Source organism: Maridesulfovibrio spiralis (SeqCode), from assembly GCF_048571135.1.
GTDB lineage: Bacteria > Desulfobacterota > Desulfovibrionia > Desulfovibrionales > Desulfovibrionaceae > Maridesulfovibrio > Maridesulfovibrio spiralis.
The window spans coordinates 2,767,759-2,783,624 of sequence record NZ_CP182344.1 but is presented as its reverse complement, the minus strand read 5'-3'; the positions used below and the strand labels follow the sequence as shown (position 1 = coordinate 2,783,624).

Annotated in this window: 15 protein-coding genes; 6 read left to right on the top strand and 9 right to left on the bottom strand. The window is 47.5% G+C overall.

Annotation, left to right across the window (positions count from 1 at the left end; all coding sequences use genetic code 11):
* Positions 1 to 14 precede the first annotated feature (14 nt).
* The 3 genes from ACNI29_RS12520 to ACNI29_RS12510 all read right to left on the bottom strand — a co-directional run bounded on the left by ACNI29_RS12520 (position 15) and on the right by ACNI29_RS12510 (position 2,648).
* On the bottom strand, positions 15 to 1,169 hold the full coding sequence (locus ACNI29_RS12520) for a GGDEF domain-containing protein (protein ID WP_419778707.1): 1,155 nt from the start codon (positions 1,167 to 1,169) through the stop codon (positions 15 to 17).
* A 115-nt stretch (positions 1,170 to 1,284) separates the two neighbouring features.
* Complete coding sequence (locus ACNI29_RS12515; RefSeq protein WP_419778706.1) at positions 1,285 to 1,908, bottom strand: hypothetical protein; 624 nt, start codon at positions 1,906 to 1,908, stop codon at positions 1,285 to 1,287.
* Positions 1,909 to 1,919: 11 nt separating this feature from the next.
* Entirely contained in the window at positions 1,920 to 2,648 is a 729-nt protein-coding gene (locus ACNI29_RS12510) for a substrate-binding periplasmic protein (RefSeq protein WP_419778705.1), read from the bottom strand.
* A gap of 267 nt (positions 2,649 to 2,915) precedes the next feature.
* Here ACNI29_RS12510 and ACNI29_RS12505 point away from each other — a divergent pair, with 267 nt between their 5' ends.
* The gene (locus ACNI29_RS12505) at positions 2,916 to 3,062 is read left to right on the top strand and encodes a hypothetical protein (RefSeq protein ID WP_419778704.1); all 147 of its coding nucleotides are present in this window, start codon (positions 2,916 to 2,918) and stop codon (positions 3,060 to 3,062) included.
* 42 nt (positions 3,063 to 3,104) lie between these two features.
* On the opposite strand, the gene pdxA is transcribed toward ACNI29_RS12505, so the two are convergent.
* From pdxA to ACNI29_RS12485, 4 genes are all read right to left on the bottom strand, one after another.
* Positions 3,105 to 4,097: a 4-hydroxythreonine-4-phosphate dehydrogenase PdxA gene (pdxA, locus tag ACNI29_RS12500; RefSeq protein WP_419778703.1), complete on the bottom strand. Its 993-nt coding sequence runs from the start codon at positions 4,095 to 4,097 to the stop codon at positions 3,105 to 3,107.
* A gap of 308 nt (positions 4,098 to 4,405) precedes the next feature.
* Positions 4,406 to 6,310 (bottom strand): 1,4-alpha-glucan branching protein GlgB, encoded by a 1,905-nt coding sequence (glgB, locus tag ACNI29_RS12495; protein WP_419778702.1) that lies wholly within the window; start codon positions 6,308 to 6,310, stop codon positions 4,406 to 4,408.
* Positions 6,311 to 6,391: 81 nt separating this feature from the next.
* On the bottom strand, positions 6,392 to 7,840 hold the full coding sequence (gene glgA / locus ACNI29_RS12490; protein WP_419778701.1) for a glycogen synthase GlgA: 1,449 nt from the start codon (positions 7,838 to 7,840) through the stop codon (positions 6,392 to 6,394).
* A 30-nt stretch (positions 7,841 to 7,870) separates the two neighbouring features.
* Positions 7,871 to 8,350 carry an NUDIX domain-containing protein gene (locus ACNI29_RS12485; RefSeq protein ID WP_419778700.1) on the bottom strand — a complete coding sequence of 160 codons (480 nt, stop codon included), beginning with the start codon at positions 8,348 to 8,350 and terminating at the stop codon, positions 7,871 to 7,873.
* 865 nt (positions 8,351 to 9,215) lie between these two features.
* Here ACNI29_RS12485 and ACNI29_RS12480 point away from each other — a divergent pair.
* Positions 9,216 to 9,416, top strand: a complete 201-nt coding sequence (locus ACNI29_RS12480) for a hypothetical protein (RefSeq protein ID WP_419778699.1) — start codon at positions 9,216 to 9,218, stop codon at positions 9,414 to 9,416.
* Positions 9,417 to 9,661: 245 nt separating this feature from the next.
* On the opposite strand, the gene ACNI29_RS12475 is transcribed toward ACNI29_RS12480, so the two are convergent.
* Entirely contained in the window at positions 9,662 to 10,270 is a 609-nt protein-coding gene (locus ACNI29_RS12475) for an L-threonylcarbamoyladenylate synthase (RefSeq protein ID WP_419778698.1), read from the bottom strand.
* A 195-nt stretch (positions 10,271 to 10,465) separates the two neighbouring features.
* Between ACNI29_RS12475 and ACNI29_RS12470 the strand changes: the two genes are divergently transcribed.
* Positions 10,466 to 12,130, top strand: coding sequence for a glycosyltransferase (locus tag ACNI29_RS12470; RefSeq protein WP_419778697.1), 1,665 nt, complete (start codon positions 10,466 to 10,468; stop codon positions 12,128 to 12,130).
* A 35-nt stretch (positions 12,131 to 12,165) separates the two neighbouring features.
* Here the strand turns inward: ACNI29_RS12470 and ACNI29_RS12465 are convergent, their stop codons facing one another.
* Entirely contained in the window at positions 12,166 to 12,756 is a 591-nt protein-coding gene (locus ACNI29_RS12465) for a TrmH family RNA methyltransferase (RefSeq protein ID WP_419778696.1), read from the bottom strand.
* 155 nt (positions 12,757 to 12,911) lie between these two features.
* On the opposite strand from ACNI29_RS12465, the gene ACNI29_RS12460 reads away from it, so the two are divergent.
* From ACNI29_RS12460 to ACNI29_RS12450, 3 genes are read left to right on the top strand one after another with little or no spacing between them, the layout of a single operon-like run.
* Complete coding sequence (locus ACNI29_RS12460; protein WP_419778695.1) at positions 12,912 to 13,307, top strand: response regulator; 396 nt, start codon at positions 12,912 to 12,914, stop codon at positions 13,305 to 13,307.
* Positions 13,308 to 13,334: 27 nt separating this feature from the next.
* On the top strand, positions 13,335 to 14,072 hold the full coding sequence (locus ACNI29_RS12455) for a histidine kinase (protein ID WP_419778694.1): 738 nt from the start codon (positions 13,335 to 13,337) through the stop codon (positions 14,070 to 14,072).
* Between the two features lie 5 nt (positions 14,073 to 14,077).
* The gene (locus tag ACNI29_RS12450; RefSeq protein ID WP_419778693.1) at positions 14,078 to 15,847 is read left to right on the top strand and encodes a chemotaxis protein CheA; all 1,770 of its coding nucleotides are present in this window, start codon (positions 14,078 to 14,080) and stop codon (positions 15,845 to 15,847) included.
* Positions 15,848 to 15,866 lie beyond the last annotated feature (19 nt).

The following is a 15,866-nucleotide window of genomic DNA, read 5'->3' as shown; positions in this document are numbered from 1 at the left end:
TCTTCCCCTTTCTTTTAATCAACACAAATTTCTATTGACTGTGCCGGCGGCTTCACAACCCTGAGCATGGCAGGACAGACCTGATTTCTCCCGCTGGTCTTGGCCTGGTAAAGCTGCTCATCGGCATCCTGCAGCAAAGCAGCAAAATCTTCATGTCCACGCAATTCTGCAACGCCAATGCTGACCGATGAAGGCAGATAAGTCCCATCCACTTTGAACATCCGCTCCCGGATGCAACTGCGCAACCTTTCCCCCACCTTGATCCCATCATAAAGACTTGAATGAGGCAGGATTACCACAAACTCTTCACCGCCCACCCTTCCGAAGTAATCGACTTCCCTCAACACATCGGAGCAACGCTTTGTGGTCTCTTGGAGAACCGCATCACCCACATGATGTCCGAACTCATCGTTTATCTTCTTGAAATGGTCGATATCCATGACCAAGACTGCCAGTTTGCTGTCGAAACGCCGAGCTGACTTAAACAGCCCGACACCGGCCTCAAGAACTTTGCGTCTGCTGCATACGCCGGTCAGTTCATCATATTCCACCAACCGCTTCAAATCCTGAATAGCTGCATACTCCCTGCGCAAAGACCTGCCGAAAGTATACAAGAAGAAACTGCCGAAGATATTCGCAAGCAAAATATATATTGCAGAATTTACAAATGAAGCGGACGAAAAAGGAACTACGTAAGATAAAGAGCAGAGATAAACAAAAGAACCGCTTACTGCGGCTACGAACGGCGGAATTGTCCGTGGAGATAGAAGTATATAGTAAGCCAGAACGATAAATACTGTAGTCGGAACACTGAGTGTTCCGATATCAGAGGCCTTCACAAGCAGTTCAACTGATTCCGAGATCAGACCAGAGAACATTGATGCCGCCATGACCGCATACTGCACTGTCAAGCTAACCTTGTCTGTCAGCAACAGAATGAATGCGAAAACACTCAACAGGCACGGGACAGTCTTGCCCATAAAAACAGTATGGAACCCGACTCCAGAACCGAGGACCACATAGTCAATGTAAAGACTGGCCAGAAGAAGCAATACCGTCACGAAATACAAAAAAAGGAGCCTGAAACGCACAGAAGGCCACTTATCCCTCTGAAACGACTCCTCAAGGACATTGTCTTTAAACTCACCCCAAAAATTCAGTTTAGTCACGTTCCCCCCGAGATAAAAACGAGGTGCAGATGTACCTACGGGAACGTTTTGAGTCAAGCTTTGCAGTATTTCATACTAAGCAAGTATATTTTTTTAAAAATAATTTTGATGCAATTTAAAATTCGATTTTGGAAACAAGTCCGTCAACAAGAAATATTGAAATTTTTAAATTATCACCATCATTGCAGGACACTGAGGCTGACCACTTTTCTAGAATGTCTTCCCCCTGCCTTGCGTAACTTTCACAGGTCCACTGATATCGCGAAACTGACTTCATTTTAGAAAAATATTTACTTAAAGATTCATCACATGCGTTAGGCAACCCAAGGCAGGACCTCCAGAGGAAAAGACTGCCGCCCACAATCTTCCAATCAAGTCCAGAAGGCAACTCCGTGACAGAATCACAGGCTTTCAAGGGCAGACAGACTTCGCTACCCTCGGAAAAAACATGTTGCTGTGCTGTTTCGCCTTCACGATCAAGTTCTACAGAATGCAGTTTGAATGGTGAGACATGTCCGAAATAGGCGACTCGGAATTTACCGTCCTCCAGTTCAAAATCAATGATCAGCTGCGGTATGCGCCCGCGCTCCTGCATGAGATCCATGTGGGTAAAACGCAGCACACCAAACTCGGAAGGAACAAAAATGTCCCCGGATAAGCCTTCAGGATCGAGTAACTGGGACAACAGATAAAGTGAGGGGGTTTCGAAACTCAGCAGGGGGACTTCACTGGTAGACATCCAACAACCTCTCAGAACAGATCATCCTGTTTTTTGCAGGATCTTTCGTTATCAATTTTACGCAAACCTTCATTGAGTATTCGAGAATAATAAAGTCCCTGCGTGTCTTTTCTAAAAGCGACGTAAAGATCATTTACCCCGAAAGCTCGCGGCGCAATCTGAACAGTATTACTAAGTTTGCCAACCTCATGATCAGTTGCGGCCAGATATCCGTAAACGAGGGGATCGACCACAGCGCAATCAATTCTCCCCTTCATGACTTTCATGATGTTACTTTTGTCGGTCGGAGCAAAATCAGCTTTTATTGTTCCGTTGGCTACGGCCTGATCAAGGTCAGGCGTATTCACGTATCCGGCAACAAAACCAACCTGCAAACTGGAAAGATCATCCACTCTTTTCCATGATATCGGTTTTTCCTTAAGCTCAAGTAAACTGACCGGACTGCAACCGTAGCTGTCCGAAAATAAATACCGCCTGGCCCGAGCTTCGGAATAATATTCCGGGAAATAACCAACCACCTTATGATTTCTGTCAACCATGCGCATGGATCTTTTCCATGGCAGAAACAGTATTTCCAATTCATAGCCCATGGCAGCAAAAGCTTTACGAATAATCTGCGCGCTGGTTCCTTTCTCAGGAAGATTTTCGCCAACGTACGGAGGCCAGTCAAGGGATGCCAAATAAACAGTAGACCCGGCAAAGGCTTTACCTGAAACACTGCTCACCAAAAGCAGAAACATTATGATTAATATTTTCAAATGCCGGGCTATCATGTACGCACCCCATATTTGGTTTACATAAATATGTACCTTTTCAACTAGTTGAGCAAGGGCAAATACAAAAAAAGAAATGCGATACGCTTTGCGCACCGCATTTCAATCTAACCACAACCTTAATTTATGTGAACAGGAGGAGATTTCTTACCGCAACGTAGCTCCACGAAAGAAGTTCTATAGCCGATCCCTGTCTCTGCCGGACAAATTCCGGCCATAAACAGAAAGCACTGCATGCCAATTAACCTCAAACAGAGTGGACAACCTGAAAAAGCGCAACTGCCTTCCTGCCCGGAACAGGCAACCGCTTCCTCTGAAATCAGAAAACAGGACTGCGGTCATACGGGAATGGCAAACCATACCCTGAACATCTCCTCCTGATAACTCATCAAAATGATGTCTTAAATATAAGATAAGTCTTTTTTACGATTTGTCAGCATCAACCATCATTTCTGCACAATCCATGGCAGCTTCAAAACTGTCCAGAGAAGCCTTTCCGGTTCCGGTAATATCATATCCGGTTCCGTGGTCCGGCGAGGTGCGCGGAAACGGAAGCCCAAGGGTAATGTTCACCGCCTCACTGAAATGGAGCAGCTTAAGCGGAGCCAGCCCCTGATCATGATACATGGCCAGCACCGCGCTGTATTCACCCTGCGCAGCAAAATAAAACACAGTATCACCAGGAATCGGACCCTGCACATTAAATCCTCGGGCACGGGCTTCCTCAATAGCTGGCTCAATCACATTGATTTCCTCATCACCGATACGCCCTGATTCCCCGGCATGGGGATTCAAACCGCAAACTGCAATGGGTTTATCAAGCCCCAAAGATTTCACCAGACCATCAGTAAGCTCGATGCAGCGCAAAATGCGCTCTTTGGTGACCAGACCTTGAATATCCACAAAACGGGGATGGGTAGTCACCAGACTGACCTTCAGCTTCGGACCGCCAAGGTGCATGCACACGTTCTCCCGGCCCACACCCGAACGGGTAGCCAGAAATTCCGTATGTCCCGGAAAATCGAACCCGGCCAGTTGCAGCATGGCCTTGTGCAAAGGACAGGTAACCAGCCCGGCCAAGACCTTTCTGTTCAACAGGTCCATCGCAACTTCCATGGATTCCCCGGCACAGCGGCCGCCCTCAGGGTCAGCCTCGCCGACCTTGAGTTCAAAGTCATGCAGAGCTTCAGGACAATAAAGATAATATCCCGGCTCGGCCTCAACAATCTTTTCCGGATCATCCAGCACAGTATAAAATTTTTCCAAACCCAGCCTGTCCAGATGATATTCCAAGCCGTTCTCTGGACCGATCATCAAAAAAGCACGCTCAGCCTTACGCTCAGCAAGCAGCCGGCAAGCCAGTTCAGGGCCTAATCCGTTGGGATCACCCAAAGTGATACATATATTTTTTTTCATAATGAAAACCTTCTTTGATGCGCTACACACTTTTATGGAAAGATTTGCCTCCGGCGGCCCTCTGGGGGCCAAAGAACCTTTTTTGAAAAAAAGGTTCTCTGGACTCTCCCAAAAACTTTTATTAGGGCTTCGCCGCTTCGCATGAAAATTATTTAAAAAGCGCACCAAAAAAACTACATGCGAAGCATAACTAAAACGTCTTTTGGGAAAGGAGAGAGGAGTCCAGAGGAGAGGGGAAAACACTTTTGGGCGTTAGCAAAAGGGTTTTCCCCTCTCCTCTGGTCCCCGAAGGGCCGCCGGAGGCAACCCTACGCCTGCTTAGGGCGAAGGGCAATAGCGGCGAGAGGGGGCAGAGTCAGTTCCAGATAATAGGGAAACGCGCCGAGATCCCCGGCCTTGCGGGCCTCGACCCTGCCAATGTTTCCGGCATTTGACCCGCCATAAATTTCAGCATCGGAATTAAAAATTTCTTCCCAATCTCCATCCTGCGGACACCCAAGGCAATATCCGGTCCGTACCACCGGGGTAAAATTGAATACCCAGAGTACGGGACTTTGCCCTTCGCTCTTACGCAGAAAACTTATGGTCGAAGATTTATAGTCGTTGAAATCAACCCACTCAAAACCGGACCAATCAGTATCCTGTTCATACATGGCCGGATTTTCGTGCATTACCCGGTTCAGGTCGATAACCGTGTTGCGCAATCCCTGATGCGAGGGAAAGCCAAGGAGGGACCAGTCCAGTTCCTGACGGCAATTCCACTCATTCCACTGCCCGAACTCACAACCCATGAAAAGCAGATTCTTGCCGGGATGCGCCCACTGGTAGCAAAAAAGAAGCCGCAGGTTTGCCATCTGCTGCCACATATCTCCGGGCATCTTGGACAGCAGAGCACCTTTTCCATGCACTACTTCATCGTGGGACAGCGGCAGGAAAAAGTTCTCGCTGAAGGCATAGATCATGGAAAAGGTCAGGTTGTTATGATGATAAGAGCGATGAATCGGGCTCTTTTCCATATAATCGAGGGTGTCGTTCATCCAACCCATATTCCACTTAAAGGTAAAACCAAGGCCCCCGGCGTAGACCGGGCGGGACACGCCGGGCCATGAGGTGGATTCCTCGGCAATCATCATGGCGCCGGGGAACTGTTCATGAACAACGGTATTTAATTTTTTGAGCAGCTCGATAGCTTCGATATTCTCGTTACCGCCGTGCTCGTTGGGAATCCACTCCCCTTCACGGCGCGAATAATCGAGGTAAAGCATGGAGGCCACCGCGTCGATGCGTAACCCGTCAATATGAAATTCTTTCAACCAGTAAAGGGCATTGGCCAGCAGGAAGTTGCAGACCTCGTGACGCCCGAAATTAAAAATATAGGTTCCCCAATCGGGATGCTCGCCTTTGCGGGCATCGGCATGCTCAAAAAGAGCAGTTCCGTCAAAACGCCCCAGCCCCCAATCATCCTTGGGAAAATGCCCCGGAACCCAGTCAAGGATAACTCCCAGCCCGGCCTGATGGCACTGATCGATAAAATAGCGCAGATCATCGGGCGAACCGTGGCGGGATGTCGGCGAATAGTAATGGGTGGTCTGATAGCCCCAGGACTCATCAAGCGGATGTTCGGCTATTGGCATCAATTCAATGTGGGTAAAACCCATATCCTTGGCATAGGGAATAAGCTCTTCGGTCAGCTGACGGTAGGTGCGGTAATCCCAGTCCTCACGTCTCCAAGAACCGAGATGCACCTCATAGACGGAAATAGGCTTATCAAGAGGCAGACCGGCTTCGCGCCTCTCAGTCATCCAATCCTGATCCTGCCATTCATAGTTTTCAAGCCCCCAAGTGACCGCAGCATGTCCGGGCCGCATTTCAGTGCGAAAGGCGAAGGGGTCGGTCTTGGTAACCTCATGACCGTCACTCTGGACCACATGATATTTATACATCTGTCCGGGCTTCACCTCGGGAATAAACCCGGCCCATATACCGGATACACCCACGGGCATCAGCTTGTTGGCCCGGCTATCCCAGCCGTTGAAATCCCCGGTCACAAAAACTTCACGGGCATTGGGCGCCCAGACCGCAAAACGATAGCCTTCATGACCTTCATGCAGGTCAAAATGCGCTCCGAGTATGCGGTATAAATCCCAGTGTTCCCCCTTTCCGAACAGGAACAGATCAAAAGGGGCAATATAAACAGGTAAAGTTTCTGGCATCAGGGTCTAATCCTCTGGCTTGCTGTGATTTCGGTACCTCAAACAGCCGGTATAATTTTTTAAACTTGCTTGAAATTGTTTTTAAATTCTTGCACCCAAATCGCGATACAACTTAATGTACTCAGCTGCAGAACGGTCCCAGGTAAAATCTTTGCGCATGGCCCGCTTTACCATTTTTTCCCATTCCGTACGGTCATGCCAAGCATCCACAGCCTGCATTACCGCATCGAAAAACAAATCGGGATCTGTTTTCTCAAAAGTGAAACCAGTGGAATCAACAGCAGGATAAGAAGTGATCGTGTCACGTAAACCGCCCACTGCCGTAGCGACCGGGGGAGTACCGAAACGCAAGGCATAAATCTGAGTCAAACCGCATGGTTCATAACGGGAAGGCATCAAAAATATATCGGACCCGGCCTGAATACCGTGGGCCAGATCTTCAGTATACCCCACCTGAACACAGAACTGTCCGGGATACTCTTCCATAAATTCCAACAGCTGCGCTTCGTAACCGAGATCCCCTTCACCGAGAACGATAACACCTACATCCTTCTTCATCAGCCTCGGCAGGATGTCAATGAGCAAGTCTATGCCCTTCTGGTCCCGCAGACGACCAATGAACCCGAGAACAGGCTTATCTTCCAATTGGTCGGACATATAAAAATCACGGAGCATATTGCGCTTGCACTCCTGCTTACCCCGGATATCGTCCGCGCTGTAGCAGCAAGGCAGGAACTTATCATAACCGGGGTCCCATACAGAATAATCAGCACCATTGAGTATGCCATACAGCTTATGGGTCTGCGTACCCAGAAAACCTTCCAGTCCGCAACCGAACTCAGGACCGAGAATCTCTTCCGCATAAGACGGACTGACCGTGGTTACGGCATCACTGTAGGCAATGCTCGCTTTGAGCATGTTCAAGTCACCGTAATACTCGGCCCCGTGCATGGACCAAGCTTCCACAGGCAGACCGGACTCATGAAACAGCCTTTCCGAAAACCGGCCCTGAAAGGCCAGGTTATGGATGGTGGTCACCGTTCTGGTCTTTCGCCAGAAAGAATCCTCTTGCCGGTCGAAATACAGGTACGGCGGGACCAAAGCAGACTGCCAGTCATGGGAATGAATCACCGAAGGAGCACTGGGAAGCAGACGTGCCCACTTGAGAACGGCCTTGCAGAAAAAAATAAACCGCTCACAATTATCAAAATAATCACCGTTATGGGTATTGTAGTAATGGCGACGGTCAAAATATTCACCACGGGACACAAAATAGACTGAGATTCCATCATAATCAGTCTGGTAAATTTCTGCGGTTGTATCGGGCCACGGATAACCTACATGCAGATCGGAATAAACCAGCCGCAACTTATGTCCGGTAAGGTTCATGCGTCCATAAAAGGGAGTGATGACGGCTGTGCGCACTCCCTTGGCATGTATAGCCGGAGGCAAAGCACCCATGACATCACCGAGGCCACCCGTTTTGGAAAAAGGATACATCTCCGAAGTTACATAAAGAACATCATGCACTGGCTGGGCTCCATTCTAGTTAGCAGCTTGTTAACTGTCAGCACCGACTGCCGCATGTTCATGCAGCCGGATAATCTTTGAAGAAAAATCACCAAGAATCTCTCGGTGATCAAATACCAGATCAGGGAGGTCGTCTAAGTTGAAAAAACGCGCCCCCCCGGCATCGTCACCGGCCTGCAGGGCGTCCACATTATGGGCCACCGCGCTATAAGTAATGCTGATGGTATGCTGACGGTCGTCACGCGTCGGCATGGAATAAACCCCGACAAGTCCGGTCAAGACAACTTCAAGACCGGTCTCTTCCTTTGCCTCGCGCACAGCAGCGTGCTCAAGGGTTTCCCCATAATCCACAAAACCTCCGGGTAAGGCCCAGCCGAGTGGAGGATTATTGCGCTCAATAAGAACTACACCATGAACAGGGTCATAGATGATAATATCAACAGTAGGGACGGGATTGCGGTAATGGACAACATCCCCTCCGCAATGAGGACAAGGTTTTGAACCGAGCATTTGCAGCAGCCTTTCTTTGCAATTAGAAAATACAATAATCTTTATACATCCGTAACAACTGATAATCAGTTCCTATAAATAACGCGAATGAAATTTCATTACAAGGAAATACGGACCTTTTTCTAAAAGTCCACACAGATGCCATAATCCGGTTCAAAATATTTAACCGCACAATCAGGGCAGTCTACATTAGATATTTTTCCTGTAAATCAAAGACCTTAGACGAGCAGAAGTATGCCTGCCAGGAGCGTAGGCCACTAGTAATTCGGACCCAGAAATGAAAAAGGCCCCGTCGGTTATCCCGACGAGGCCCGTTTCAGCATTTTTATCAGCAAAAGTTTGAAGGTAGTATTTATATAGCAACCGTCGTGCCAAAATTCAAAACACAGACCAAATTATCCGTAACACATTGGTACACAAGGTTTTTCAATAAAACAGAGTCGAATCAAAAAACCTGCATAACAGTACAATAAATTTTACCGCATCGAGAAATAACGCTTAAACCATGCATTTTGAGTAAAATATTTTTTACCAACCCAAACCGCACTGAACATACTCCACTCATCCCAGAAGTACCTGCAATCGAAACTACCAGCCAAACCATACGCGCCATTATTTTAAAGCCACAAAATGAAAAAGGCCCCGTCGGTTATCCCGACGAGGCCCGTTTCAGCATTTTTATCAGCAAAAGTTTGAAGGTAATATCTATACAGCAACCACCGTGCCAAAGTTCAAAAAACAGACCAAATTATCCGTAACACATTGGTACACAAGGCTTTTCAATAAAACAGAGTCGAATCAACAAACCTGCAAAACAGTACAATAAATTTTACCGCATCGAGAAATAAGGCTTAAACTATGCATTTTGAGTAAAATATTTTTTACCAACCCAAACCGCACTGAACATACTCCACTCATCCCAGAAGTACCTGCAATCGAAACTACCAGCCAAACCATACGCGCCATTATTTTAAAGCCACAAAATGAAAAAGGCCCCGTCGGTTATCCCGACGAGGCCCGTTTCAGCATTTTTATCAGCAAAAGTTTGAAGGTAGTATTTATATAGCAACCGTCGTGCCAAAGCTCAAAACACAGACCAAAACACCAGCAAACCATTGGTATAAGAGGATTTTCAACAAAAAAAAGTCGAACCACTAAACCTGCAAAACAGTACAATAAATTTTACCGCATCTAGAGATAAGGCTTAAACTAAAGATTTTGGGTAAAATATTTTTTACCAACCCAAGCCCCAAAAAAAAGACCTGCTCCCATTACAAGAGCAGGTCTTAGAAATATTTATATTTAAAGGATCTAATCGACCACTTCAAATCCGGCACTGACAAGAGCTGCCCTTGAAACAACTCCATCACGGTAAATCTTGATTTTATTTCCCGGCAAAGGCTCCACGACAGTTGAAGGATCACCACCTTTGGGTCCGGGTTGTGCGTCGAAAACACCCTCTACTGCCATGATCAATTCCTCATCCAGCTCTTCGGCTACTCCGGTAGCCGGTTTGCCGCTCAAATTCGCACTGGTCGCAATCAGCGGGGCATGAGCTTTCAGACAAAGTGATGCAGCCAATGGATGCTCCGTCCAACGGACGGAAGTGTATCCCCGGGAATCCTTGACTGCATAAGGAAGCTCTTCACGCGCTTTAACAAGTATAGAAAGCGGTCCGGGCCAAAAATGGCCGGTGAGTGAAAGAAGTTCGGGTGAAACAGTCTCCGTAACCAGATCAAGCTGTTCAATGCTGCCGATGATCAGCGGTAAAGGTTTGGACACCGGACGGCCTTTAATACGCGCAACCCGGTTAGCTGCCCTTTCATCCATTGCATCAGCACCGACGGCAAAAAGGGTTTCCGTGGGATAAACCAAGACCCCTCCGGTCCTGATGATATTTACAGCTTCCTGCTCACTCATTCTTTACACTCCAAATACAATACGGCATACAGAGCGACTATTAATACCAGCTTTCCGCATCATGTCCAGCATCTTTTGCGATGTCGCGAATACCATTATTTAGAAACTACAAACATCCCCCCAGAAGCAGCATGACTTTGTCTGCGCTTTGACATAATAAAATGCAATCAGCATCTGAACATATGGAGATAATAGATGGTTGCAACTACAAACAAATTCAGTAAACAAAAAATAGATTCATTTCTCTGCGCTACAAAAGATTCCATCCCTCTATGGGTTCTGGGAACCGAAGAACTTTCCCACCAGAGCGGCCTGATAAATACTTTTGAACATCTTTCGGGTTCATCCGGTTTATTTACTGAAGCAGGCACAGCACTCTCCATGCTCACATGGCAGCAAAATCCGCTTAACCTTTCAGCTGCAAAACGATGCCAAAAATTTAACCATTCCTTATTAACAGAGCAGACATGTAGATTTCTAAATCATTTAATCGAAGCACTGCGACCTGAAATTCCTACAGAAGACCTTGCGAACCTGCTCAATGCCGGAGATCAGGCTCTGGTTATCCGCCATCTATTCCCCCTGCTGCGAGGAAAGGACGGTCTGGTCTGGCTCGCCCATTCGTGGGACACACTCCTGCGCCTCGGAAATGCCGAACTCGCGGAAAACGCACTTGACCTGGTGCAGTGGGATGAAGATTTAATTCAACTTAAACAAAGACTTAAATCTCAGTTTAATTTTTTATACTGCCCTGTTGATGAAGCACTTGTCGCACTAAAAGATCTGGATCACGACATCTGGTCTTTATGGATGGATTACATTCATTCCGAACTATTACTGCGGGCCGGAAAAACCGCAGAAGGCCGGGAAATTCTGGCAGAACTCTGGAAAAATAACATCTGGAACCTGAACTGGGGTCAAAAGCTGCACGGTCTGCTAAAACCCATCAATACCGCACATGCTCTAGACCGCTCAGGCGAAGTAGCCGTTCTGCTTTACTCATGGAACAATGGGCAATTAATAGAGAACACTCTCAAAAATGTATCCGAATCTAATATTGGAAATGCACGGATTTTTGCCCTGAACAATGGATCAGACGACAGCACGGGACAGGTTGTCCGCGACTCTCATGCTCTATTTAAAGAAGGACACTACAAAGGCATACAACTTCCCGTTAATGTGGGTGCACCGGTAGCAAGGAACTGGCTGTTGGCGGAACCGGAAGTACGTAAATCCCGCTGGGCCGTATTTCTGGATGATGATGTGGAACTGGAAGAGAACTGGCTGGAAGAACTGCTGGCAACTGCGAAACACTACGGCAATCCGGGAGCGGTAGGATGCCGCATAACCTCAACCGGAACCCCGCGTTCGCTGCAGTCTGCGGACTATCATCTGTTTCCTCCCGGAAACGGAGCCTCACAGATAGAAGGCCTGACTGAACAGGTCAGAGTTTTTGACAGTTGCCGCAACGCATTTGATTACGGACAGTTCTCATATACCCGCCCTGCCATTCATGTTTCCGGCTGCTGCCACATGCTGAACATGGAAGCCATTCACCAGTGCGGTGATTTTGACGTGCGCTTCAACCCAACCCAGTTCGATGATCTGGAAAGGGACCTGCGGGCAGCTCTGGGCGGATTTGAACATATTTACGCCGGGCAGATGCGCATCGGCCATATCCAGCACTCCAGCCTCGCCAAAGCCACGAATGTCCGTTCCATGGCGCAAGTCTTCGGCAACAAGATAAAGCTGGAAAGCAAATACAGCGAGAAGGACCTGAACAAGCTGTTCGCTCAGGACCTTACCCTGCTATGGAAAGACACCTATTCCAAATGGAATGAAATGTCTGAAAAGCTATAAGATGCTCAGCGACGAAGCAGATGGTGCTTTATAAGTTATCTGGCGAGCCACTCGGCTGTAAGCTTCTCCATCTCTTCCGGAGAAAAAGAAGGATTATCGTACATCCCCTTAGCAAAACGCTGAGAAAATCCGTGATAAAGAATCAAGGCCGCTGCGACAGAAACGTTGAAGCTCTGAATCATGCCCTGCATTGGAATATACACTTCATCAGGGACCAGTTCAGCCAGCTCAGGTGCGGTTCCGCTATGTTCATTGCTGAGGATTACCGCTGAAGGTGTACTGAAATCGAAATCCATAAGTGGTTTTGCTGTTTCGGAAAAACCGGTCCGCACAACCTGATACCCCTTCTCGCGCAATCCGCTGACCATTTTTACAGGGTCAGTGTGTTTCGTGCGTTCCACCCATTTTTTACCGGAAGCGGAAGATTTCTTTGCCAGCTCCGGCCACTGTGAAACGGTATAATAAAGATGAATGCCGTAGATTCCGAAAGCGTCACAGCTTCTAAGAATAGCTGACACATTATGCGGATCCCAGACATTATCGATGATAAGGGTGAAATCTTTCTGGCGCTTTGCCAGCACTTCCCTGACCCTAGCCTCTCTTTGTGGTGTTCTCTGTCTTTCCATGGCGTACTGCGTACCCAACCTTTGCCAAGTTTGCAAGAGTAGTTGGGAACACACTTTTTCATTCAATTAATTACTAATATAAATAAGGGCGTTTTATTGATTTCAAAAAGATGATATGTAATTAATTCAGGTGATATTTTTCCATGGAGGACTGAATGCGCGCGCTGATTGCAGAGGATGAATTTGTTGGCCGAAAACTACTGTCAACTTTCCTTGCCCCACTTTTCGTAATTGATGTAGCTGTTAACGGAAAAGAAGCTGTTGAAGCTTTCAAACTGGCCCATGAAGAAGGCAATCCTTATAAACTGATACTCATGGACATCATGATGCCAGAGCAGGACGGGCTTTCCGCGCTCGAAGAAATAAGGGCCTTTGAAAAAGAGAAAAGCGGGGATGAGCACTGCAAGGTAATTATGACCACCGCTCTTGACGACCCGAAAACAGTAATCCGGTCTTTTCACGACGTAGAAGCTTCCGGTTTTATCGTTAAGCCGGTGGCAAGAGAAAAACTTTACGCAGAGCTCGAAAAAATCGGGCTGATGAACAAATAATTTTTTTCGGATTATGGAGCATCGGTAATGAGTGAAGACGATTCCCTTGTTGAAGAATTTTTTTCCGAAGTAAATGACAAGTACTATCCGCAAGTACTTGAAGGGATCGACCTTCTTGATGAACAGCGCATCGGAGAAGGAATCGAAGTGCTTTCACGTCCCCTGCACACCATCAAGGGCGTAACCGGATTCATGTCCGGTTTTGAACCCGCCTCCTCTTTTACTCATAAGGTAGAAGATTACCTGAAAAAAATGCAGGCAGGAGAAGTAGAGCACGATCTTATGCAGATCGCACTTGCCATTGAATCCGTTAACTCCATCTTCATGCTCATCGAGCAATTACGGGAATCCGGCAGCTACGACAAAAGCCTTACAGACGACATCGAAGCAAGACTTTCCGGCGACGGACAGCAAAGCGGAGCCGCAGACGAGTCCGGGATCAATCCCATTGAAATCGAAAATTTTCCTGATGCCCAGATATTCACGATCAAAGTCAGCCGGATATACAGCTCTGAACAATTGAAAATGGTTGAAGAAAGTCTGCAAGCAATAAGCGCAAGCAACAAAGTTCTTTTTGATTTTGAAGCAGCAGTTTCAGTCGGTTCGGCATTTTTTGAACTGGTCGCATCTTATACCGATTCCTGCGAAATATGCATGACCGGTATGAACAGCCATTGCTCGGGAACGTTCTATTCCTGGGGTTTCCAGCGCTACTTTCCTGTCGTTAAGAACAGGCAAGACTTCTTGAACAACACCGGAGTTTGAGGATAATGAAGGATAGTATTTCCAGCTGCATAGGCCAGCTCCAAGAATCAATCATATCACTTGAACAGGGTTCCGGTGACATCAACGAAATCCTGAAAGCCATGGGACTTGATAATGCGCAGATGAGATCTGCCCAGATTATCGCCCTCATGGATATGCTAAGTGATGGGATTACGCCTGTTACCCCGGAGCTGACCACTTCCCTGCTGGATATTGCTGAAGCCCAGAAAAAATTTTTCTATTGCATCGGCGGCCTGCTGGATAAAGGTGGAGCTGCAACTGAATCCCGGAAAAAAACAACTCCTGTTCATGATCAAGACTCAGGCGCCACCATAGAACCTGATCAGTACGAACAGGAAATGATGGCTGAAATGCTGGCCATGACCGGGGAAAGCCCTGATCCAAGCGACGGCTGGGAAAAATTAGATGAGTCTGCAACAAGCCGAAACGCCAAAAAAGATCCGGCAATATCTGAAAATAAACCTCAGAATCTGGAAGAAGCACCGGAGCATGAAATAAGCCCTGCCGCTAAACAGGTTTCGGCTGAAGAAAAAGTCAGCAAGCAGCCTGCTCCGGCAAAAAAGAAAGACGCGCAGGCAATATCTTCCATCCGCGTATCAACTCAGCAACTGGACTCCCTCATTGAGCTGGTCGGTAAACTCATGGTCACCTATGCGGTTATCGCCCAGACCAAAACTGACAATATTTCCAAAATTTCTTCCAGTCTGTCAGAACTGGATAAAGTAATCCGCAACCTGCAATCAGAAGTGGATGAAATCAGGCTTGTACCGCTGAAACAGATATTCATGCCTATGCACAGGCTGGTTAAATCGACATCGCAAAAGCTTGATAAACGCATCAAATTCACCATTCACGGCGAAGAACTGGCCCTCGATAAAACCATTGTTGAATGCCTGAATGAGCCATTGGTACACCTGCTGCGTAATGCTCTTGACCATGGCATTGAATCTGCTGAAGACCGCCAGATGTGCGGCAAGGATGAGGTAGGTAATGTTCAGCTGAGCGCCTTCCGCAAAGGAGAATTCGCCTACATAGAAATCACCGATGACGGCAAGGGACTTGATGCTGACATTCTGCTCAACAAGGCACTTGAACGTGGCATAGCCAGCCCGGATACAGAGTACAGCAAAGAAGAAATTTACGAATTCATCCTTCAATCCGGCTTCTCCACTGCCAGTGCGGTAACAGATATTTCAGGACGCGGCGTAGGAATGGACGCGGTAGTCAGCGCCATCCAGAACACATTGGACGGCAAAGTTTCCATTCGCAGTGAACTTGGTGAAGGCTCCACCTTCACCATTGCCATTCCGCTGAGCCGTTCAGTGAATGAAGGGATCGTCGATGCTCTGGTTACCACTGTCGGTCCGGAAACTTTCATCTTCCCCAGCCGGGAGGTTCTCGAAGTATACGAACCTGTTGAAAAAGAATTCACCGATCTGCCCGATGGCCGGGAGACTGTTTCCGTCAGGGGCAAAGTCCGTCCTCTGATCCGTATGTATAAGATATTTGATCTTCCGGAACCGGCAGAAGACGTCATCCCTAAAGTCATTCTTGTAAAACTGGGGGACACTATAGCTGCAATTCTCGTTGATGAGGTTTTGCGTCAGCAAAAAGCCGTGGTAACCGGCTTCACACTGCCGGTGAATACCATCTACAAACTGCCGATCCTCGGCTTCGGTATGATGGGCGAACACGATGCTCTTGTTATTGACACGGAAACCCTGATAGCTTCGCACATGGACGATCCGGCTTAGTAGTCGTCCAGGCCCGGTA